Origin of the sequence: Actinocrinis sp., from assembly GCF_035605935.1 — a bacterium.
GTDB lineage: Bacteria > Actinomycetota > Actinomycetes > Streptomycetales > Catenulisporaceae > Actinocrinis.
In genome coordinates this window covers 40,455-60,796 of sequence record NZ_DATNGK010000140.1, presented here as the reverse complement: position 1 = coordinate 60,796, position 20,342 = coordinate 40,455, and the positions used below count along the sequence as shown (strand labels likewise).

The 20,342-nt window shown below is 67.9% G+C and carries 19 protein-coding genes and 1 pseudogene; 11 read left to right on the top strand and 9 right to left on the bottom strand.

Annotated elements, in window-relative coordinates:
- A pseudogene (locus tag VN779_RS26465) lies at nucleotides 1–137 on the top strand (serine protease); the annotation flags it as partial.
- 195 nt (nucleotides 138–332) lie between these two features.
- Entirely contained in the window at nucleotides 333–1,031 is a 699-nt protein-coding gene (locus VN779_RS12145) for a metal-dependent hydrolase (protein WP_325722596.1), read from the top strand.
- A gap of 55 nt (nucleotides 1,032–1,086) precedes the next feature.
- On the opposite strand, the gene VN779_RS12140 is transcribed toward VN779_RS12145, so the two are convergent.
- Nucleotides 1,087–2,004, bottom strand: a complete 918-nt coding sequence (locus VN779_RS12140; protein WP_325722595.1) for an alpha/beta hydrolase — start codon at nucleotides 2,002–2,004, stop codon at nucleotides 1,087–1,089.
- 114 nt (nucleotides 2,005–2,118) lie between these two features.
- Complete coding sequence (locus VN779_RS12135) at nucleotides 2,119–2,535, bottom strand: phage holin family protein (protein ID WP_325722594.1); 417 nt, start codon at nucleotides 2,533–2,535, stop codon at nucleotides 2,119–2,121.
- Between the two features lie 303 nt (nucleotides 2,536–2,838).
- On the opposite strand from VN779_RS12135, the gene VN779_RS12130 reads away from it, so the two are divergent.
- Nucleotides 2,839–4,077 carry a GNAT family N-acetyltransferase gene (locus tag VN779_RS12130; protein ID WP_325722593.1) on the top strand — a complete coding sequence of 413 codons (1,239 nt, stop codon included), beginning with the start codon at nucleotides 2,839–2,841 and terminating at the stop codon, nucleotides 4,075–4,077.
- 131 nt (nucleotides 4,078–4,208) lie between these two features.
- On the opposite strand, the gene acs is transcribed toward VN779_RS12130, so the two are convergent.
- Nucleotides 4,209–6,167: an acetate--CoA ligase gene (gene acs / locus VN779_RS12125; RefSeq protein ID WP_325722592.1), complete on the bottom strand. Its 1,959-nt coding sequence runs from the start codon at nucleotides 6,165–6,167 to the stop codon at nucleotides 4,209–4,211.
- Nucleotides 6,168–6,455: 288 nt separating this feature from the next.
- On the bottom strand, nucleotides 6,456–7,058 hold the full coding sequence (locus VN779_RS12120) for an acetate uptake transporter (protein WP_325722591.1): 603 nt from the start codon (nucleotides 7,056–7,058) through the stop codon (nucleotides 6,456–6,458).
- A gap of 140 nt (nucleotides 7,059–7,198) precedes the next feature.
- On the opposite strand from VN779_RS12120, the gene VN779_RS12115 reads away from it, so the two are divergent.
- A complete protein-coding gene (locus tag VN779_RS12115) occupies nucleotides 7,199–7,363 on the top strand; it encodes a hypothetical protein (protein ID WP_325722590.1) in 165 nt (54 codons plus the stop codon).
- A 32-nt stretch (nucleotides 7,364–7,395) separates the two neighbouring features.
- Here the strand turns inward: VN779_RS12115 and VN779_RS12110 are convergent, their stop codons facing one another.
- Complete coding sequence (locus VN779_RS12110) at nucleotides 7,396–8,151, bottom strand: LytTR family DNA-binding domain-containing protein (protein WP_325722589.1); 756 nt, start codon at nucleotides 8,149–8,151, stop codon at nucleotides 7,396–7,398.
- The gene (locus VN779_RS12105; RefSeq protein WP_325722588.1) at nucleotides 8,148–9,344 is read right to left on the bottom strand and encodes a histidine kinase; all 1,197 of its coding nucleotides are present in this window, start codon (nucleotides 9,342–9,344) and stop codon (nucleotides 8,148–8,150) included. Before VN779_RS12105 ends, VN779_RS12110 begins: the two co-directional genes overlap by 4 nt.
- Nucleotides 9,345–9,518: 174 nt before the next feature.
- Here VN779_RS12105 and VN779_RS12100 point away from each other — a divergent pair, with 174 nt between their 5' ends.
- Nucleotides 9,519–10,340, top strand: a complete 822-nt coding sequence (locus VN779_RS12100; RefSeq protein WP_325722587.1) for a hypothetical protein — start codon at nucleotides 9,519–9,521, stop codon at nucleotides 10,338–10,340.
- 454 nt (nucleotides 10,341–10,794) lie between these two features.
- Here the strand turns inward: VN779_RS12100 and VN779_RS12095 are convergent, their stop codons facing one another.
- The gene (locus tag VN779_RS12095; protein ID WP_325722586.1) at nucleotides 10,795–11,586 is read right to left on the bottom strand and encodes an HAD family hydrolase; all 792 of its coding nucleotides are present in this window, start codon (nucleotides 11,584–11,586) and stop codon (nucleotides 10,795–10,797) included.
- 806 nt (nucleotides 11,587–12,392) lie between these two features.
- On the opposite strand from VN779_RS12095, the gene VN779_RS12090 reads away from it, so the two are divergent.
- The 6 genes from VN779_RS12090 to VN779_RS12065 are packed head-to-tail and all read left to right on the top strand — an operon-like array spanning nucleotide 12,393 to nucleotide 16,902.
- The gene (locus VN779_RS12090; protein WP_325722585.1) at nucleotides 12,393–13,229 is read left to right on the top strand and encodes a hypothetical protein; all 837 of its coding nucleotides are present in this window, start codon (nucleotides 12,393–12,395) and stop codon (nucleotides 13,227–13,229) included.
- A complete protein-coding gene (locus tag VN779_RS12085; protein WP_325722584.1) occupies nucleotides 13,226–14,548 on the top strand; it encodes a TadA family conjugal transfer-associated ATPase in 1,323 nt (440 codons plus the stop codon). The genes VN779_RS12090 and VN779_RS12085 overlap by 4 nt, the downstream gene beginning before the upstream one ends.
- On the top strand, nucleotides 14,545–15,330 hold the full coding sequence (locus tag VN779_RS12080; RefSeq protein WP_325722583.1) for a hypothetical protein: 786 nt from the start codon (nucleotides 14,545–14,547) through the stop codon (nucleotides 15,328–15,330). The genes VN779_RS12085 and VN779_RS12080 overlap by 4 nt, the downstream gene beginning before the upstream one ends.
- On the top strand, nucleotides 15,327–16,187 hold the full coding sequence (locus tag VN779_RS12075; RefSeq protein WP_325722582.1) for a type II secretion system F family protein: 861 nt from the start codon (nucleotides 15,327–15,329) through the stop codon (nucleotides 16,185–16,187). Before VN779_RS12080 ends, VN779_RS12075 begins: the two co-directional genes overlap by 4 nt.
- Before the next feature lie 50 nt (nucleotides 16,188–16,237).
- Entirely contained in the window at nucleotides 16,238–16,483 is a 246-nt protein-coding gene (locus VN779_RS12070) for a DUF4244 domain-containing protein (RefSeq protein ID WP_325722581.1), read from the top strand.
- On the top strand, nucleotides 16,480–16,902 hold the full coding sequence (locus tag VN779_RS12065) for a TadE family type IV pilus minor pilin (RefSeq protein ID WP_325722580.1): 423 nt from the start codon (nucleotides 16,480–16,482) through the stop codon (nucleotides 16,900–16,902). Before VN779_RS12070 ends, VN779_RS12065 begins: the two co-directional genes overlap by 4 nt.
- Nucleotides 16,903–17,253: 351 nt before the next feature.
- Here the strand turns inward: VN779_RS12065 and VN779_RS12060 are convergent, their stop codons facing one another.
- Nucleotides 17,254–17,697 (bottom strand): hypothetical protein, encoded by a 444-nt coding sequence (locus tag VN779_RS12060; RefSeq protein ID WP_325722579.1) that lies wholly within the window; start codon nucleotides 17,695–17,697, stop codon nucleotides 17,254–17,256.
- A 48-nt stretch (nucleotides 17,698–17,745) separates the two neighbouring features.
- Nucleotides 17,746–20,313, bottom strand: a complete 2,568-nt coding sequence (locus VN779_RS12055) for a DEAD/DEAH box helicase (RefSeq protein WP_325722578.1) — start codon at nucleotides 20,311–20,313, stop codon at nucleotides 17,746–17,748.
- Nucleotides 20,314–20,342: the final 29 nt, after the last annotated feature.

Below are 20,342 nucleotides of genomic sequence, written 5' to 3'. Positions count from 1 at the left end.
TGTACGGCGTGGTGTTCGCCAAGTCGTTGGAGGATGCGTCAACTGGCTACGCCCTGACTGCGAATCAGGTCAAGCCTGATGCGAACCAGGGCGCGAGCGCGACGAGCGCGGTGGACACTCAAGGCTGCGCTATCTGACGCTTCAACGCGCTGCAATGTCTCTGCGTGTTACCGACTCTGCGTGTCACCGACTCTGCGTGCCACCATCTCTGAATGTCACCGTCTCCGAGTGTCACAGCGTCCTGTCCGCAGCAGTGATCTAGATAGTTGCTACTGTCTGATCGGCAGTTGGCCGGGATCGGCCTGTGGCTCGCGACTTGGGGGGCGTAATCCGTGCTCGGACACTCGCATTCGACCAGCGGCGCGCTCGCTTGGGCCGCCGCCGCTGCCTGGGTGCCGGCCGCGGTGTGGCCGGCTCACCTGCAGACCAAGGACATCTTGCTCGGCACGTTCATCACTGCGGGCTCCGCGCTGCTACCGGACTTCGACCACCCTGACGGCACGATCGCGCACTTCCTCGGTCCGATCTCGCACACGTTCTGCCGATTCGTCGAGTGGATCTCGGGCGGTCACCGGCACGCCACACACTCGCTGCTGTTCGTGGCCGGAGTAACTGGCGGCACCTGGGCCGGAGCGCACTACCTAGGGCGCCCCTTCACGCTTGGTCTGGTCTACCTACTGCTCTCGCTCGCCATACGGGCACTGCATCTCTGCCCTCCCGGTAAGGGCATCCACTCGTGGGGTGTAGTGCTCTTGCTCGCGGTCGGCGGAACGTTCCTGATGGACCGTTGGATCAGCTCGGATCCGACCTGGCTGCCAGTTGCCGTCGGCCTCGGCGCACTGACGCATCTCGCCGGCGACTGCCTCACCGACCGAGGCTGCCCGCTGCTGTGGCCGATTCCCGCCCGGTTCGGCATACCGCTGATCAAGCACACCGGCGAGAAGTTGGAGACGGCGTTCCTCACTCCGCTCATGGCGGTCGGCGCGTTCGTATCCCTCTACTTCGCCACGACGCCGCTCACACACAAGTAGTCATCAGTAGTCGTCCAAGGCACGTGGGCGGTCGCCCGCCGCCCGCCGGGCTGGGCTAACGGTCCGGTTCGTCGTCCGCGAGCCAGTTCAGCACCTCGGTGTTGAACACCTTGGGCGCTTCTTCCTGGGGGAAGTGGCCGACGCCTTCGAGCAGCCGCCAGCGGTACGGCGCGTTCACGTGCCGGCCCGAGCCGCGAGCCGTGCTTGTGAGCACCGAGCGATCCAGCGCTCCGTGCAGATGCAACGTCGGCACCTCTGTCGGTGTACGCATCCGCTGCTGGTACTGGAGCCCGTCAGGACGCGGCAACGAACGCACCCACCAGCGGAAGTACTCCAGCGAGCAGTGCGCGACACCCGGGATCATGATCGCTTGTTCGTACCGGTCGACCACGTCTTCCGGCGGCCACTCCGGGCCGCTCCACTCGCGCAGCATCCGGCCCACCGCCGCGCCGCCGTCACGCAGCAGCGATTTCTCGGCGGCCAGCGGGCGCTGCGCCGCGAACACGTGCTTGCTCGCGCTGATCTGGGCCGGGTCCGTGAGCAGCGCGGTACGTTGCCGCCGGGGATGCCCCGCGCCGACGACTACGAGTCGCCGTACCGTCTTCGCGCGCAGGGTCGCGGCGGTCCAGCCGAGCGTGGCACCCCAGCCGTGCCCGATCACTGCGGCGTTCGCCTCACCGAGCGCACGGATGACTCCGGTGACGTCCATGGTCAGTGTTATCGGATCGTAGCCTCGCGGCGTCTTGTCGCTGCCGCCGAACCCTCGCAAATCCATCGCCGCCGCGCGGTAACCGGCCTGCGCGAAGGCGATCAGCTGCTCCCGCCAGGTCCACCAGAACTGCGGGAAACCGTGCAGGAAAAGCACCAGCGGGCCCTCGCCGAGCTCGACGACGTGGAAGCGGGCGCCGTTCGCGGAGACCTCACGATGGGTCCAGGCGCCCTCCACGTACACCGGTGACAGGTCTGAAGGCATGGGCGCCAGCATGGCACACCCGGCTGTCCATGCGGTGTCGCAAAGGGGTGGGTTGGGCGACTTGAGGCGCTGAAAGACGGCTGACGGTCTAGACCTTGCTCCAGCGTCGGACGGTTAGCGCACGGACCGCTTGATCACCGCGATCGACTCGTTCGTGCTCCGCTTCGTCGCGTCCACGCCGCGGATCTTCTTAAGCCGCAGCATCCCTATCCCGCCGAGCAGCCCGGCAAGCAGGATGTACCCGCCGCCGACGATGAGCCAGGCCCAGGCTAGCCCGATCCCGGCCGCGTTGATGCCGTAGGCGATCGCGAACGAGAACATGATCAGCGCGAACAGGGAGAGCAGCCCGGCGACGGCGAAGAGCGCGCCACCCATCGCAGCTTGCTTTGTGTCCCGGCGCAACTCCGCCTTGGCCAGTGCGATCTCGTCGCGCACAAGGCTGGAGAGGTCCTTGGTCGCGGATGTGACCAATGCGGAGAGCTTGTGGTCAGTGTCCAGGCGGTCGGACGGGGAACCGACGGTCGCGGCCACGGCTACCTCCAGGGTGCATACGACAACGTGCAGGGCGGTCGGTGGGCAGGTCCCGGCACAAGTACCCCTGGATTTGTCAGTCCATGCGGTCATTGGGCTGATCGCGTGGCTTCTTGCCCGTGCTTGTTCGGCTTGCCCGGCCGGTCCTCGCGGCGCGCTGCCTCTCATCGCACGCCCCTGAATAGCTACAAGTTTACCTATCGATTTATCGACAAATCGTCTTCTCGATAATGGGGGTGCGGCTGACCTGGCCCGCCTCGAAATCCGGTCGCTTTCGGTCGTCTCACGTGTTACGCATGAGCCATGCCGACAGAGCTATCCGCCCCGCGCAGTCTCGCCGAGAGCGAGTTCGACCAGTTCTTCAGCCTCGACGAGCTGGCGTTCGGATCCGAACCGCAGAGCGCCGCGTTGCGCGAGATCGACAAGCAGCTGCTGGAGGCGGACCGGACGATCGGCGTGTTCGACGGCCCGCAGATCGTTGGCGGCGCCTCGATCTTCACCTTCGAGATGACTGTTCCCGGCGGCCGGGTCCCACTGGCCGGAGTCAGCTGGGTGAGTGTCATGCCTACGCACCGGCGGCGCGGCATTCTGCGCTCGATGATGCGCCATCAATTGCACGGTCTGCACGAGTCAGGCGGCGAAGCCGTCGCCGGGCTGACCGCCACCGAACCGCCGATCTATGGACGCTTCGGCTATGGCCTTGCGTCGCGCAGTGCCCAGCTGACGATCCCGCGCTCGCACAGCGCGCTGCGCAAGCCACAAGGCATTGACGCCGTGACGCTTCGTTTGATTCCGACCGCGCAGTCCCTGGAACTCTGCGAACAGATCTACGCGCGACAGTTGCTCACCCGTCCCGGAATGCTCGTGCGCACGGCTGAGTGGGCCAAGGTCTGCATCGCGGATCCCGACGAATGGCGCGCTGGCCGCTCGAAGATGCGCACAGTGCTCGCCGAGTGCGATGGCCAAGCAGTCGGGTATGCGCACTACCGCATCAAACGGCAATTCGGCATGCCTACCCCGACTGGCGACGTAGGGGTCGCAGAGCTTTACGCAGACGACGCTGCGTCCTACGCGGCGCTGCTGGAGTACCTCACGAGCATTGACCTGACGAACACCACGTCGCTCCCTGGTATCCCGCTCGACGGCCCACCTATGCACCTGCTCGAGAACGTCCGGGCTGCGAGCCCACGCGTGCGGGATGCGATGTACGTCCGCCTCGTCGACATAGATCGTGCACTCGCCTCGCGGACGTACTCTGCGCAGATCGACGTCGTCATCGATGTCGCAGACCCCTTCTGTCCCTGGAACGCCGGACGCTGGCGACTCGCCGGCGGCGAAAAGGGCGCCACCTGCGAACGCACCACCGCGGTGCCGGACCTGGCACTCGGCGTGCGCGAACTCGGCTCGGTGTTCCTCGGCGGTAACTCCCTTGCCGCACTCGGCGCGGCTGGCCTGGTCGAGGAGCGACGCAGCGGGGCGCTGGCCGAGGCGTCGCGTGCCTTCGCGACCGACTTGGAGCCCTGGTTGTCCTTCGGCTACTGACGCAGCCATCGGCGGCGCCGCTCGGCCGCCCGCCGCAACGCACAGCCGCCGCAAAACGCCACGCGGCGTGTGTCCGATCCAGAGATGATCGGACACACGCCGCGCAACCGTCTATCTACCGCTCCCGCTACTCAGTCCTCGCTCGCGTGCGGGAGCTTCTCCTTGATGAGCTCCATGACGGAGGCGTCGGTCAGCGTTGTGGTGTCACCCAGCGCGCGGTCCTCGGCCACGTCCTTGAGCAGCCGCCGCATGATCTTGCCGGAGCGGGTCTTAGGCAGTTCGGAAACGAACTGGATCTGCTTCGGCTTGGCGATCGGCCCGATCTCCTTCGAGACGTGCGCCTTGAGCTCGGCGTCGAGCTCCTCGCCCTCCGCCTTACCGCCGCGCAGGATCACGAAGGCGACGATGCGTTGACCGGTGGTCTCGTCCTTCGCACCGACCACAGCGGCCTCAGCCACCGACGGGTGCGATACCAGTGCGGATTCGACCTCTGTGGTGGAGATGTTGTGCCCTGACACCAGCATGATGTCGTCCACCCGGCCAAGCAGCCACAGGTCGCCGTCGTTGTCCTTCTTCGCGCCGTCTCCGGCGAAGTAGAAGCCCTGCGCGGCGAACCGCGACCAGTACGTCTCGCGGTAGCGCTCCGGGTCGCCCCAGATGCCGCGCAGCATCGACGGCCAGGGCTGGTCGAGCACCAGGAAGCCGCCGCCGCCGTTCGGGACGATCTCGCCCTCCTTGCTCACCACGTTCGCCGAGATGCCCGGCAGCGGCCGCATCGCCGAACCCGGCTTGGTGGCGGTCACGCCCGGCAACGGCGAGATCATGATGCCGCCCGTCTCGGTCTGCCACCAGGTGTCGACGATCGGGGTGCGCCCGCCGCCGATGTGCTCCCGGTACCAGATCCAAGCCTCGGGGTTGATCGGCTCGCCCACCGAGCCGAGCACGCGCAGCGAGGAGAGGTCGAACTTCGCGGGGATGTCGTCGCCCCACTTCATGAACATCCGGATCGCGGTCGGCGCCGTGTACAGGATGCTGACCTTGTACTTCTGGATGTTCTCCCAGAACCGGCCCTGGTGCGGGGTGTCCGGCGTGCCCTCGTACATGACCTGCGTCGCGCGGTTCGACAGCGGCCCGTAGACGATGTACGAGTGCCCGGTCACCCAGCCGACGTCCGCCGTGCACCAGTAAACGTCCGTCTCCGGCTTCAGGTCGAACACTGCGTTGTGCGTGTACGAGACCTGCGTGAGGTAACCGCCGGTCGTGTGCAGGATGCCCTTGGGCTTACCGGTCGTGCCCGAGGTATAGAGGATGAACAGCGGGTGCTCCGAGTCGAACGCCTCGGGCGTGTGCTGGTCGGACTGGCGGTCCACCAGTTCGTGCCACCACACGTCGCGCTCGGCGTTCCAAGGCACGTCGTGTCCGGTACGCCGCACGACCAGCACCTTTTCGACGGTTGCGGCGCCGCTCGCCGCCTCATCCGCATTCGGCTTGAGGCTCGCCACCGCGCCGCGCCGGTTGTACCCGTCGACGGTGATCAGCACCTTGGCGCTGGCGTCCTCGATTCGCGCGCGCAGTGCCTCCGCCGAGAAGGCGGCGAAGCACACGGAGTGCGGTGCGCCGATTCGGGCGCAGGCCAGCATCGCGAAGACGGTCTCCGGGATCATCGGCATGTAGATGGCGACCCGATCGCCGGTCTGCACGCCGAGCTCGATCAGCGCGTTCGCCGCCTTCGACACCTCACGCTGCAGTTCCGCGTAAGTGATGGTGCGGGTGTCGCCGGGTTCACCCTCGAAGTGGATCGCCACCTGGTCGCCGTGCCCGGCCTCGACGTGCCGGTCGACGCAGTTGTACGCGGCGTTCAGCTTGCCGCCGATGAACCACTTGGCGAAGGGCCGGTTCGACCAGTCCAGCACCTCGGTCCAGGGCTGCGCCCAGGCCAGCCGGTTCGCCTGGGCCTCCCAGAAGGCCAGACGGTCCTCATCGGCCCGCGCGTAGGCCTCGGCCGTCACGTTCGCCGCCGCCGCCAGTTCGGCCGGCGGTTCGAACCGCCTCTCCTCGTTCAACAGGTTCGACAGCGTCTCGTTGGACACACGAACTCCTCGTCAATGATGTCCGTTGCGGGCCGGTCGGGGGCACGGCGAAGCGCCGCACCGCCGTAGTCGGTGTGAGCGTCTCTCAGGCCTAAAGCACACCAGTACTCATGCTGTTACGCAAGGGTTTCCGAGATAAAAGGTCTAGACCACACCGCCGGCGAAGGCGCGCTTGGCGCCCCGCCGGCGGTGCGGTACGAGCATCTGCCATCGTCCGGCTTCAGCCCCAGTCGTGCTACGGCCGCCGCATCGCTGCGGAGGATTGGTTCGTTAGCTGACTATCCCAGCTCAGCGCGGCAGGGTGGGCAGCACGTCCCGCCGGTGTGTCGCGTTGATGACTGTGGCCGCTGCCGCGTACCAGGCTACGACGCCGGTGGCGATCCCGATCCAGCCGCCGACCTTCGTCATCGCGTCCGGAGCCGGCATGCCGTTCTGGAATGCGCCGATGCCGAGGAAGATGAAGGCGAGCGTCAGGAGCACGAAGACCGCGAGTACGGCCATCGAAGTGCGCAGCGCCGCGACCGTCATGAACCCGGTGAAGATCGCCCAGAGGATGAGATAGAGGCCGATCGCCTGGTGCACGTCGCCGCTGGCCGCGCTCAGGTGGGTGACGATCCACCAGTAGGAAAGCCAGAACGCGCCGAACGAGCTGAACGCGGTGGCGCCGAAGGTGTTGCCGCGCTTGAACTCCCACATGCCAGCCAGCAATTGCGCGAGACCGCCGTAAAACGCGGCCAAGCCCAGCACGACGGTGATCGCGCCGGTCTCCTTGATGATGTTGGCGTTGCCGAAGGAGAGCGCCAGGGTGGTCATCGCGAACCCTGACAGCCCAAGCGGCGCGGGGTCGGCGACGGTCAACGGAGTGCTAGTCGTGGGTGCTTCGTTGCTCACGACTGTGATCCTTTCGACCAGACTAACGGCCCGATCCGCGATCCGGCCGGCGATCGCTCGGCCGGCGCCCGGATAGGGCACGTGGTTGTCAGCCCCTGAACTGGGGCCTGGTCCGGTCGTCCCCTGATTCACACGCCCTCATGACAACACGCCGGAAGGGTTGCGCCAAGCGGCTGACGGCGCGCGCCGACCGGTTCGACCTGTTTCGAAACAAGCTGGACCTGCCGCTTTCCGGCCGCGTCTTGCCCGCGGCGGTCTGGTCACAGCCTCGTGGCGGACGCACCGAGGGCGTGGTGGCGGCCTAAAGACGGCGAGCGTGCCCTGATGTAGCGCTCCGTTACCGCTGCCGGTTTGCGTCTCCGAGTAGGCGGTCGCGTAACTCGCGCGCGTGTCGGCGGCTCACTGCCAGCGTCTTGTCCCCGACCTTGACCGTGGTGTGCCCGGCGTCCCAACGCACCTCCTGGATGTGCCGCAGCGCGACCAGGTAGGAGCGGTGAATCCGGGCGAAGCCGTGCGGAGTCCAACGTTCCTCGAGCGTCGCCAGCGATATGCGCACCAGATGCGAGCCGGACGATGTGTGTAGTCGGGCGTAATCGCCGTGGGCTTCGACGTACCTGATCTGCGACCGGGTCAGGAAGCGGGTGACGCCCGCCAACTCGACCGGTACGACCTCGTCGTCCGCGGGAGAGGTGCGTGTGCGTGTGTGCAGCCGCTCATACACGCGGCGGATGGCCTCAGCGAGCCGATCCTGCCTTACCGGCTTGAGCACGTAATCGACCGCGTGTAGCTCGAAGGCACCGACCGCGAAGTCCTCGTGCGCCGTTACGAACACGATCTGCGGGCTGTCCGGACGCCGCGCCAGCGTGCGTGCGATATCCACACCGGTCGCGCCCGGCATGCGCACGTCCAGGAAGAGTGCGTCGATGCGCTGCTCGCTGTTGAGCATGCGGATCGCCTCGGCCCCTGAGGACGCGGTCCGGATGGTGCCGATCCGGGAGTCCGCGCTCAGCAGGTAGGTCAGTTCCTCGAGAGCCGGCCGTTCATCGTCCACGGCCAGCACGGCCAAGCCGGGGCGGTCCAGCGGCTGGGTCATGCGCTCTCCCGTCGATTGTTCAGCCTCCTGCGCGACACCGGCTTCGGAATGCGGATGATGACCGTCGTCCCTTCATCCGGCGTGCTGTCCAATTCAAGCCCATGGTCGGGTCCGAACGCCGCGAGCAATCGCTCCTGAATGTTGGCCACCGCGTGCGCGTCGGCCGTGCCTTCGCCGCTGAGCGCCGCGCCAGCCGTCGCCGGGTCCATGCCGACCCCGTCGTCGGTGATTGTGATCGTGTACTCGCTGCCGGAATCCTCGGCAGTGATCGCTACCGTGCCCTGGCCCGACTTACCGCGCAGGCCGTGACGTACCGCATTCTCGACGAGCGGTTGCAGACACAGGAACGGCAGCTCGAGACCGAGCGTTTCCGGCGCTACCCGAACAACGAGCTGCAACTGGTCGCCGAAGCGCGCCTGCTCCAGCTGGAAGTAGCAGTCGATGCACCGCAGTTCCTCGGCGAGTGTGGTCATCGAGCCGCCGCGGCGGAAGGAGTAGCGCGTGAAGTCGGCGAACTCCAGCAACAGCTCCCGCGCACGGGAGGGATCGGTGCGAACGAACGAGGCGATGGCGGTGAGCGAGTTGTAGATGAAGTGCGGGGAGATCTGCGCGCGCAGCGCCCGGATCTCGGCCTCCATGGCGCGGGTGCGTGACTGGTCCAGCTGTGCTAACTCCAGCTGTGAGGAAACCCAGCGCGCCACCTCGCACACGGCCCGGGTTAAAGCCACCGAGGCAGTCGAGTTGTACGCCGCGAGTGTGCCGACCGTCTGGCCGTCGACGATAAGGGGAGCGATCACAGCGTCGCGGACGTTGCATTCCTCGCTGCCGCAATCGACCCAGTCGAGTAGCTTGACGCGACCAGTGGCGATGACGTTCTTGGCGTGCACGAGCGCGTCGTCGGCGTGCCGGTCACCTTCGCCGTCCCAGGCGAGCAGCCGATCGGTATCCGTGATCGCTACAGCCGCGGTACCGAGCAACCGGCGCAAATGCCGCGCTGACTTACGCGCCGACTCCGGGGACAGACCCTCATCGCGCAATACAGGTGCAGCGAGCGAGACGGTATGCATCGCCTCGTAAGCTGCGCGCTCGGTAGGTGTTCCGTACACGTGGTGTCGTCTGGCCGCGCGTACCGCCGCACCGACCGGGATGGCCAGCACTCCCGCGACCGCGATCGTTGTCGCCGTCGAATCCACCTACATGACGGTACGTCACGCACAAGATCATGGCCAGGGTGATTGCCCTCGGGATCGATCACCGTGCACTAGATCGGCCGAATGTCGAGTATGCCCGATGAGCGTCTTGGCGCTAAGGGCGCTGCTCGAGTGCGATGCGCGCGCCGCTTTGCCCGTGGCCTAGGTTTGTCGCTTGTGACGACCTCAACCGCCGATCCCCTCGCCGCCCTCAGCGCACTGCCCGGAGTCGCCGAGGCGGTGGCCGAAACCCGCTCGGCGGTAGACCGGCTGCGTGCGCACAAGGTGTTGCGTAGCCGGTCGGCCGAAGTGACCGCGGAATCCGCGCTGCGCGGCGCCCGAGCGTCAGCGGCGATCGCGGGAGCGGACTGGCCGTTGGAGGAGTTGCGGCGGCGCACCGATCTTGGCGACGAACAAGGCGCCGGTTTGGTACGCGGCGCGCTGCGGATCTCCGGTGAGCTCTCGCCGCTGCTCGGAGTGTTGCAGCAGGCGCCGGCCCAGGCGCTGACCCGCATGCACATGCTCGCGGCGGCCGGAGAGGTCGAGGGGAATCGGATCGGTCGTCCGCGTGCCGAGGGCGAGTCCGCATCGGTCGAGCCGGGTGGACCCGACACTCCCGTGGACGCCGAGGAGGCAGCGGGACGGCTGACTGCTCTGGCCGGGCTCCTGGCGGCACCGAGCAAGGCTCCGGCCCTGGTCGTCGCGGCCGTGGCGCAGGGCGAGCTGCTGGCGGTCACACCGTTCGGCTGGGGCGATGGCCTGCTCGCCCGAGCCGTCTTCCGGCTACTCCTGGTCGCGCGCGGTCTGGACCCGCAGTCCCTTGCCGTACCGGAGGTCGGCTTCCTTGAGCTCGGGCTCGATGCTCGGCGCACGGCGCTCGACGCGTACCGATCCGGAACCGTCGAAGGTCTGGGCTCCTGGATCGCGCACTGTGGCGAGGCGTTGACCCGCGGCACGCAGGAAGCGCTCGCGATCTGCGAAGCATTGATGCGTGGGTAGACCAGAGTTACTGGTGCGCACGGGAAGGTCGCCCATTTGGGTGAAGCGGCCGATCGACCCCCGCGCACGGCTTTCCAACTCGGCCGACCCGGCCTACAAAGGAAGTACGGCCCGCGAGACCGCTTCTTGAGGAAGGCTGGGAGAAGTAGAAGTCAAACGGCCCACGGACCGACGCACGGAGCCCGGGAACCCACGCGCGACCGACCCGCGTTGGGGCCCGCCGAGACAGGCACCAGGCCACGGCCTCGAGTGTACTGATCTGGCGAATACACCGGTGCACGCTTGGTATCTCGGACGTCCCGTGCATCTTGGACGGCGCCCCCACTGTGACTCGGGGCGCCGTCACCCTGTGTAGACCCAAAAAGCGTAGTAGACCTAAGAGCGCGGTAGATCCAGAAGTGCGTACGCAGACGGCCTACTTGTCGCCGTCGCCCACAGCGCTCCGCGCGCTGGGCTACGAGCGCTTCTTGCGGGCGTACCAGACGATGCCTGCCGCGGCCGCTGTCCCGACGCCGAGCGCCGTCGCCGCGATAACCGGCTTCGTCGGCAGGCTCAGGCTCGCCATCTTCGCCCGCAGCGAGACCGGGTTGGCGAATACCTCGATCTGCCAGTCCCGCGCCGCCGCCTCCTTGCGCAGCGTGCGGTCCGGGTTGACCGCACACGGGTGGCCGACGAGTTCGAGCATCGGCAGGTCCGTGGCGGAGTCGCTGTAGGCGTAGCAGCCGTCGAGATCGTAGCCCTCAGTCTCGGCCAGGGCCTTTATCGCGGCAGCCTTGTTGTCGCCATAGGCGTAGAACTCGACCTCGCCGGTGTACCGGCCGTCCGCCGCCACCATGCGAGTGGCGACGACCTTGTCCGCGCCGATCAGTTCGCCGATGGGCTCGACCACCTCGGCGCCGGAGGAGGAGACGATGATGACGTCGCGGCCGGCCGCCTTGTGCTCGGCGATCAGATCGGCGGCTTCCTGGTAGATCAGCGGGTCGATCAGGTCGTGCAGGGTCTCGGCGACGATCTCCTTGACCTGGCCCACGTCCCAGCCGGTGCACAGCGCGGAGAGGTACTGCCGCATCCGTTCCATCTGGTCGTGGTCCGCGCCACCGACGAGGTACACGAACTGGGCGTATGCGGTCTTCAGCACCGCTCGCCGGTTGATCAGCCCGCCCTGGTAGAACGAGCGACCGAAGGCGAGCGTCGAGGATTTGGCAATGATCGTTTTATCAAGATCGAAAAACGCGGCGGTGCGCATCGGCGGTGGCTCCCTCAGCTTCTTTCGCCGGTGTACGGAGGCGCTAAGCAGTGATGGCAGCCTACGCGGTGCGGGAGTCGGATCGGTAAGCAATCGCTCGCGACTGGCGGAATCTCCAACCCATCGAACGTTTGCGCTGTGTTCTGCCTCGGCGATGCACGGATTCGTCCGCAGCATCAACTTTCACAAAGGTTTTCGAAGGCCACAGCGCTCTCAATAGCGGTCAGCTCTCCCGGGGCGGCCGGGCGGTGATTACAGACAGTAGTAGCCAACAGAATCCGGGCCGCGGGGCTTTAGCGGCTCAGGGCTCGCAGACACTCCGCGGAGTCGGGGTGTTTCCGCAGCTCAGGACGCCCCAATTCATCATTTGGCGTAATAGCGGCGGGACCAGTTTGCCTTCTGGGCGCTTCGGGTACACCATGGAAGTCACGGATCGTTCGCGACCGTGCTGCCTTGACCCGGCTCCTCCCCCCCGAGTCGCGTCAAGGTGACGACCCCCGCTCTCCCCCCCGGCGGGGGTCGTCTCTTTCCCGAGAACTCCCAGCCCAGGCCTTAGTGAGCCGAATTCGCGGATGCCCTACCGCGATAGCCGCTGTGGGATAGTCCGAATTTCTTACCCGCGAGTAACCAGGTCGCCGGGCCTTTGGTGACCAAACGTAATCAACGCCCGGACAATGATCGCGCGCATCGGTTATCCACAGGGCTTATCCACAGATTTCAAAGATCGCTGGCGTAGCCCTTCTCTCCTGCCTCACCGTGGTTGTGCAGTCACCATCCGCAATCACGGGAAGTCGAGAGGGATCGCCATGTCCACTAGCACCGGGAATCCGGCCTCCGCCAGGTCTGACCGCGCCGCCCGCCGAGGCCGGGGCAATCCGCCCGTGCCTTTGATCGCGGTAATCGGTGGCTGCGGCGGAGCGGGCGCCTCGACCCTCGCCGTCTCGCTCGCAGTGGCCGCGCTCAGCGTTCGCAAGCGCGCCATTCTGTTCGATGCCGATCCGCTTGGCGGTGGCCTGGAACCGCTCGTGGCGCTCGGTACGGTCGCCTTCGCTGCGGACCATCCGATCCGCACGACCCAGGCCTGGCCCCACGGCATCGACCCGCCGGGGCCCGAGCGCCAGCCGGGTCCAGCACGCCGTGATCCCGACCTCGCGCTGGTCACCTGGGGCGGGGATGACGGCGAGCGGATCCCGGTGGTCGCCATGCGCAATGCGCTGCGCGCCCTTCGCGGCACGGCGAACCTCGTCGTGGTCGACCTGCCCCGGTGCATCGACGATTCGACGCAGCTGGTGCTTTCCGAGGCGACGCACACACTCGTGGTCGCGCCGGTATCCGAACGCGCTGCGGTCGCGACCGCGCGGCTGCTGCCCAGGCTCGCGGTCGTAGGGCCGCAACCGCAGGTCGTCGCGCGGCTACCAAGTCGCGACGAGTTGACCGCCCGGGAGTTCGCTCAGCTGCTCGGCACGCCGCTCGCCGGCGTCATCAAACCAGCTCGCAGCTCGCTGCCAAGCCGCGGCGCCCTCCAGCAGCTGGGCGGCCGCTCGGCGCCGTCGCTCGCCCGCTTCAGCCGCAGGCTGATCGAGCGCTGCGGTGTTGTCGACGCTGCCGAGGGCCACTCGGACCTGGACCGGGTGATCGTATGAAGCCGCCGACCACCGCTCCCGGCGCGCTCGCTTCGAGCGTCGTGAGCGCCGAGTATTCGCACAAATACGAGGGCGTGCTGCGGACGATCACCAGCGAACTGGCCTCCGGCGTGCTGGCTCCGGAGATTCCCGCCGTCGTCGAAGCCCTGAGAGCGCGCCGCTGCTTGCTTGGCCGTGACGCCCTGCACGCGATCGCCGAGTCGCTATGCGAGCAGGCGCTGGCGGCCGATCCGGTCGCGGCGCTGATCGCCGATCCGGACGTGACGGATGTGCTGGTGAACGGCCCCGAAGATATCTGGGTCGAACGCGCCAACCGGCTCGAACGCGTGGACTGTGGATTCCCCGACGAGGCGGCGGTGCGCAGGTTCGCCCAACGCCTCGCCATCCAGGCCGGCCGGCGGTTCGACGACGCCTCGCCGTTCGTCGACGCCCGGCTGCCCGACGGCACCCGCTTGCACGCCGTACTCCCGCCGATCGCGGTCAACGGCACCACGCTCTCCCTGCGCATCCCCAGGCGGCGGTTGTACTCGCTGGACGAATTGAGGGAGCTTGGCACGCTCAACGCCGCGGGCGTGGCGATCCTCAAGGAGATCGTGCGCAAGCGGGTTCCGTTCCTGATCACCGGTGGTGCGGGCACGGGCAAGACGACTCTGCTCTCGACCCTGCTTTCGCTGTGCGGCGCCGACGAGCGTCTCGTGCTGGTCGAGGACTGCGCGGAGTTGATGCCGAATCATCCGCACGTGGTCCGCCTAGAGAGCCGGCCCGCGAATCAGGAAGGCCGCGGGCAAGTCACGATCAGGGACCTGATCAAGCAGGCGCTACGAATGCGACCGACCCGGATCGTGCTCGGTGAAGCGCGCGGCGCCGAGATCATGGACCTATTCAGTGCGCTAAACACGGGCCACGAGGGCGGTTGCGGCACCCTGCACGCCAACCGGCCGCACGACATCCCGGCACGCATCGAGGCGCTTGCACTACTGGCCGGAGTCTCCAGAGAAGCAGTGCACAGCCAGGCCTCGGCCGCTCTGCGCATCGCGATTCATCTCGATCGCAATGAGTTCGGCCGGCGCTACCTCCAGTCGATCGCGGTGGTGCGCCGCCGCAACGCGGTGGGCCCGGTCCAGGCCACCCTGGCGATCAGCTTCGACCAGGGCGGCCAGACGCGGGAGTGGCCCGGGTTTCCGCAGCTGCTGGACGAACTCGGCCGTCCCTCACGGCCGGAAGCCCCGCTCACTTCACGCAGCTCGGAGCTCGACCTGGCCCGAGAGTTCGAGATCGCCGAGCCCGCTCGGGCCGACGCGGCGAGGGAGGAATCGTGACCTCCGCACGCTTCGCCGAGCGACTTCCGCTAGCGCCATTCCTGGTGGCAGCGCTCGCACTCGGGACACTTTGCGCGCTCGTCACCAGGTCCGCCGTACCCATCCCGCTCGCGCTGCTCGGCGCGGTCCTGCTCCGCTCGCGCCTCAACTCCGCACGAGCACGAGCCGCCGAAGCATCACAGCGAGCAGCCGTCGTCGAGCTTTGCGCGGCGCTGCGCGGCGAACTGCAGGCCGGGCGCCAACCCGCCGCAGCCTTCGCCGAAGCGGTCTGGTGCCGACCCGAACTGCGCGATCTCGCTGAGGAATTCGCTCGTCCGGATCCCGACCGGGACGAGCCCGACCTGCTCGCGGCGGCCGCCCGCCGACCAGGGCGCGAAGGGCTCGCCTCGCTCGCCGCGTGCTGGCGCGCAGCCGAACAGCACGGAGTGCCGCTCACCGGCGCGGTGTCAGGCATTGAGGATGGCCTGCGCGCCGAACAGCACCGGCGGCAGAATCTCGCCGCTGAGCTTTCCGGCGTGCGCACCACTGTCGCGCTCCTAGGTGTGCTGCCGGTATTCGGGCTGGCTCTCGGGTCCGCGCTCGGTGCCGATCCGATCCACACCCTGCTCGCTCGCCCGGTCGGTGAGGTCTGCCTCCTGCTCGGCTGCCTGCTTGAGGTGATCGGGCTGCGTTGGAGTGACCGGCTCGTCAGCGCGATCGACGGGCGATCCGCCGCGCCGCCGCGGCAGCGTTCGCTTGGCACGCTCGTGCGGGCGATTCCGCTCGCGGGGAGCAAACCATGACCATGCCCTCGATCCACGCCTTGCTGGTCGTCGTACACCGGCCGAGCCCGTCGGTGCGGCCGGTCGAGCTCGCTACAGCGGCAGTGCTCACGGTGCTCGCGGTCACGCTCCGGTGGGCGCCGTCCGGAACGCACCGCACCAGGGGGTTACAGGAGGCTGCCATGGCCTCCGCGAGGTGGGCGTCGCACGCTAGCAGGCCGACACTCCGTCAGATCCTCGGCGCAGCCTTCGGGGCGTGCGCTGTTGGACTGTTCATCGGTGGCGCGGGCGGCGTGATCGCTGGTGTCATCACTGGTGTGGGTCTGCTCGTCTTCGGCTCGCGGCGCGTCTCCGAGAACGAGATGCGGGCCAGGCAGCGCCTGATCGCGGCTGCGCCTCCTGCCGTCGATCTGTTCGCCGCGGCGCTGGCCGCCGGTCTTCTGCCGGCCGACGCGGCGAGCGTCGTCGCCAGTGCGTTCCACGACGGCGACGAGTCGCTTGAGGGCGGCAGAACGGGAACGTCCGGCAATCCGGCCGAACCGGTACGCGAGATCGCCGCGCGCTTCGCAGCCGCAGCCCGGGCGCTGCGGGAGGGCGCGGAGCCCGAGATCGCCTGGCGCGAGCTTTCCATCGATGCCGCGACCGCACCGGTGGCAGCGGCAGCACTACGCGCGTCGCGAACCGGCGCTCCGGCTTCGCAGACCGTTGCCAAAGCCGCCCGGGACGTCTGGCACGGCGCCGAACAAGCCGCTCAAGCGCAGATCCGTGCTGTGGCCGTTCGGGCGACCGCACCGCTCGCCCTGTGCTTCCTGCCCGCATTCGTCCTGGTCGGCGTCGTGCCCACGGCGCTGGGCCTGCTCACCGAACTACACCCCTAACGCCGAACACACCTCTCTCCCACCAGCCGACTAACCACAGGAGTATCCAAATGCGCTCGACCCTGCTCCCTGCCATCGCAAATCTGCGTCGCGTGATCGTGCTTCGGCAGCGCAGACTCACCGGACGAACTGCCGGAAGACACGGTCCGCAAGCCGGTACCACCACGGCCGAGTACGCGATTGGCACGCTCGCGGCCTGCGGCTTTGCCGCCTTGCTCTACAAGATCGTCACTAGCGGATCGATTTCTGCACTGCTGTCCGGGATCATCCACAAAGCTCTTGGAGTGGTCGGATGAACAGCCGCCTCCGGCCGCGTCCGCACCATCTGCTTCCCAGCGCGTCTGAGCGCGGCTATGTCACGGCCGAAACCGCCATGGTGCTGCCGACTCTGGTCGGCCTCGGCCTGGCTCTCGTCCTCATCGTGGTCGCGGCGGCAGCCCAGTTGCGTTGCGCTGACGCCGCATGGGAGGCCGCCCGTGGCCTGGCTCGAGGCGAGTCGCCCGGCTACGCGACGCAGGCGGTGCAGCGGTTCGGTCCGGCCGGCGCCTCGGCCGAGGTAAGCGCCGTCGACGGCAGCGTGCTCGTGAAAGTGTCGGTTCGCCTCCCCATCGGCAACGCATTGCTACCTGCGATCCACGTGACGGGGCACGCCCAAATCGCTTGCGAACCCGGCACGTCCTGCGCCGCCGACAGCGTCGGGCCGGAGGTGCGATGAATGATGAACGATGCCCAGTCAACGCCGAGGCGCGACCGGCTCCGTTCACCGTCGCGCAGCCAAGCCGGATCCGCGACCGTTTGGGCGATCGCGATAGTCCTGCTCGCATCGAGCACCGCAGCCTGCGCCCTGGTCTGGATCGGTGCGGTCGCGGCCCGACACAGCGCCGAGCGGGCCGCAGACCAGGCGGCACTGGCTGCCGCCGGAGGCGCGGTTCGTGATCTCATTCGCGATGGCCGAGTCGGCACCTCGAGCGCCTGCTCCCAAGCGGCCGCCGAGGCTCGGGTCGCCGGCGCCGCCATGGATTCATGCACCTGCGACGTGCTCGACTGCACGGTCGCGGTCCGGAAATCACTGCCCGCGCAGTGGCTGTTCGGCCGCGTCCTGTCCGGCATCCCCGCCGTCACCGCCACGGCCCGCGCGGGCCCGCTCGGCGACGGACCGGTTGCCTCGAGTGGCGAAACCGAGCAGGTTGGCGAAAGGACCACCGTCCGCGAACTCCGCGCTGTCGACCAGACGCGGCGGCCGATGGTCCCGCCCCGGCAGCTGTCCGCGCAACGATGCGAGTTGCACCCCACGCTGCCGCGAACGGCGGATGCCCATGGTCAGCAGCCAAGCGGCGGCCAGCAACGCCCAGGTGCAGATCGCTCCCGTAAGGAAGATCTGCGCGCTGGTCGTGTGGACCGTCACGCCGAAGAAGGAAAGGGTGCCGGGCACCTCGGACCCTGCGACCACCCCGCCGGTCAGCAAGATCACCGCTCCGATCACCGCAACCGCCACCGCTATCACGGCCACCTGCCTCAGGGACGTCCCGCCGGACTGGTCACACCGAATGACTACCCGTCATTGGCCGTCCAGCAGTACGCCAAGCAGGCGAATCGCGCCGGCTTTGTCCAGCGGTTGGTTGCCGTTGCCGCATTTGGGCGACTGAACGCAGGACGGACAGCCGACCGGGCATTCGCACGCGGCGATGGCATCGCGGGTGGCGCTGAGCCAGGTACGTGCCTGCTGGTATCCGCGCTCGGCGAATCCGCCGCCGCCAGGCAGCCCGTCGTGCACGAACACAGTGGGCAGTCCGGTGTCCGGATGGCAGGCGGTGGAAAGTCCGCCGATATCCCAGCGATCGCACTGCGCGAACAGCGGCAGCAAACCGATCGCGGCGTGCTCCGCGGCGTGTGCGGCGCCCGGAATGTCAGGCGCGGCCAATCCGGCGTCCGCGAGCGCGACCGGCGACATGGTCCACCACACCGACTTCGTGGCCAGCCTGCGGGCCGGCAGGTCCAGCGGCTCCTCGCCGAGCACCGATCCGGTGGCGGCGTCTCGGCGCAGGTAGCCGACCACCTGGCTGGTGACCTCCACCGCGCCGAAGGACAGCTGAACGTGATCGCTCCATGGTTCGGCCCGCTCTTCGGCGGTGATCCGCAGCAGGCTCGTGTCCCGGGCATGTGTGGTGTACCCGGGGTCCTTCGCGTTGACCACCGCTATCGCGCCATCGAGGTCCAGGCTTTCGACTACGTAGGTGTCCCCCTGGTGCAAATAGACCGCGCCCTCATGGACAGTCGAGTGAGCTGCTGCGGCGTCTACCTGGCCGAGCAGCCGGCCGGTCGCGTCCTCGACGATGCGCACCGGCGTGCCGCCGCTACCACGCAGGTCGGTCAGGTCTGCCGCCCGTTCCGGCCGCGTCCAGAACCACCCGTCCTGGCGTGCCCGCAGCCAGCCCGTCCGGCTCAGCTCGGCGGTGAGCGCTTCGGCGGTCGGCCCGAACAGATCGAGATCGGCCACGGTCAGTGGGATTTCGGAGGCGGCGGCGCACAGATGCGACCACAGAACATAGGGATTGCCCGGATTGAGCACAGTGCTTTCGACCGCTTTGCCGAACAGTGCCTCGGGATGGTGCACGAGGTAGGTGTCCAGCGGGTCGTCCCGGGCGACCAGGATCGCCAATGCGTCGCGTCCGGACCGGCCGGCCCGGCCGGCTTGCTGCCACACGGAGCTGCGGGTTCCGGGATAACCGGTGAGCAAGACCGCGTCCAGGCCGGAGAGGTCGACGCCGAGTTCCAGCGCGTTGGTAGCGGCGACGCCCAGCAGCCGCCCGGAAAGCAGGTCGGCCTCGAGCGCGCGACGATCTTCGCGCAGATAACCGGAGCGATAGGCCGCGATCCGAGTTGCCAGCGCAGTGCGCTCGGCCGATCGTGCCTCGGCATCGGTCCCGAGCGATTCGCCGACGGTGCGCGCGCTGGCTGGCTCATCGACAAGAACAGAATCCTGATGCTCCAATGCGGCGACGCCAGGCGTCTGAGTGCCTTCGGCCCTCAGGCCGTCGACCCCCGAATCTTCGGCGTCGAGGCTCACGGGCTCGACCGCACCCGCTGGCTCGACCGAACCAGCGGCGTCAGGCCAAGTGCCGCCGCCGTCCGCAGCCAAATGCTGCCGGGCAATCAGCGAAACGAGCTCCGCGCCGCGCCGCGATCGGACGAACGCGACGGTGCGCACCTCGTCGCGCACCAGATCCGCGAGCAAGCCGGCCGACTCCGCAATCGCGGACCGCCGGACCGGCGCTCCGGCTTCGCCGCGCCGCTCCGTCAGCGGCGGCTCCCAGAGCGCGAACAACACCTCGCCATGCGGCGATCCGTCATCAACAACCGCGTCTACCGGCAGCCCGATCAACCGCTCGGCAGCGGCTTGCGGTTCCGCGGTGGTCGCGGAAGCCAGCGCGAACACTGGCTGCGCCCCATAGTTCGCACACACCCGGCGCAAGCGTCGCAACACCGCTGCGACGTGCGAGCCGAGCACGCCGCGATAAGCGTGGCACTCGTCGATGACCACGTATCTAAGCCGTCGTAGAAAGGGGGACCATCGCCGGTGGTCCGGGAGTAGCGCGTAGTGGAGCATGTCCGGGTTGCTCAGCGCGAACACACCTTGGTCACGGATCCAGCGCCGTTCCTCGGGTGTCGTGTCGCCGTCGAGGCAGGCGGCCGGCGCGATCGGGAGCCGCAGTTCCCGGATTCGCCTCGCCTGGTCCGCGGCGAGAGCCTTCGTCGGGGCCAGATACAAAGCCGTGGCCCGGCGCGCGGTGCGGGCGCCAGGCGCATCTGACGCCCCGTCAAGCAAATCGGTCAACACCGGAAGGAGGTAGCCGAGCGACTTGCCCGAGGCGGTGCCAGTGGCTTGAACGACATTGCGGCCCTGCCGCAGCAACCGCGCGGCCTGCTCCTGGTGGATCCACGGTCGCTCGATGCCGAGCGCCTGAAAACGCTCGACCAGGCGCTCGTCGGCCCAACTGGGCCAGTCGGCGTAACGGGCCGGGCGCGCGGGCACCCGCTCGACATGTGTCATCGCGTCAGCTCGCTCGGCGCTGCTGATCGAGACAAGTCGGTGAAGGATCTCCTCAGCGGACCTGGTTCGTGGCATCGTGTTCTCCAGGATGCACCCGCAAGAGA

Coding starts and splice junctions, on each gene's coding strand:
- VN779_RS12140 (WP_325722595.1), bottom strand. CDS start 2,004: ATGCCTTCAGACCTGTCACCGGTGTACGTGGAGGGCGCCTGGACCCAT.
- VN779_RS12130 (WP_325722593.1), top strand. CDS start 2,839: ATGCCGACAGAGCTATCCGCCCCGCGCAGTCTCGCCGAGAGCGAGTTC.
- VN779_RS12115 (WP_325722590.1), top strand. CDS start 7,199: ATGACAACACGCCGGAAGGGTTGCGCCAAGCGGCTGACGGCGCGCGCC.
- VN779_RS12110 (WP_325722589.1), bottom strand. CDS start 8,151: ATGACCCAGCCGCTGGACCGCCCCGGCTTGGCCGTGCTGGCCGTGGAC.
- VN779_RS12095 (WP_325722586.1), bottom strand. CDS start 11,586: ATGCGCACCGCCGCGTTTTTCGATCTTGATAAAACGATCATTGCCAAA.
- VN779_RS12090 (WP_325722585.1), top strand. CDS start 12,393: ATGTCCACTAGCACCGGGAATCCGGCCTCCGCCAGGTCTGACCGCGCC.
- VN779_RS12085 (WP_325722584.1), top strand. CDS start 13,226: ATGAAGCCGCCGACCACCGCTCCCGGCGCGCTCGCTTCGAGCGTCGTG.
- VN779_RS12075 (WP_325722582.1), top strand. CDS start 15,327: ATGACCATGCCCTCGATCCACGCCTTGCTGGTCGTCGTACACCGGCCG.
- VN779_RS12070 (WP_325722581.1), top strand. CDS start 16,238: ATGCGCTCGACCCTGCTCCCTGCCATCGCAAATCTGCGTCGCGTGATC.
- VN779_RS12065 (WP_325722580.1), top strand. CDS start 16,480: ATGAACAGCCGCCTCCGGCCGCGTCCGCACCATCTGCTTCCCAGCGCG.
- VN779_RS12055 (WP_325722578.1), bottom strand. CDS start 20,313: ATGCCACGAACCAGGTCCGCTGAGGAGATCCTTCACCGACTTGTCTCG.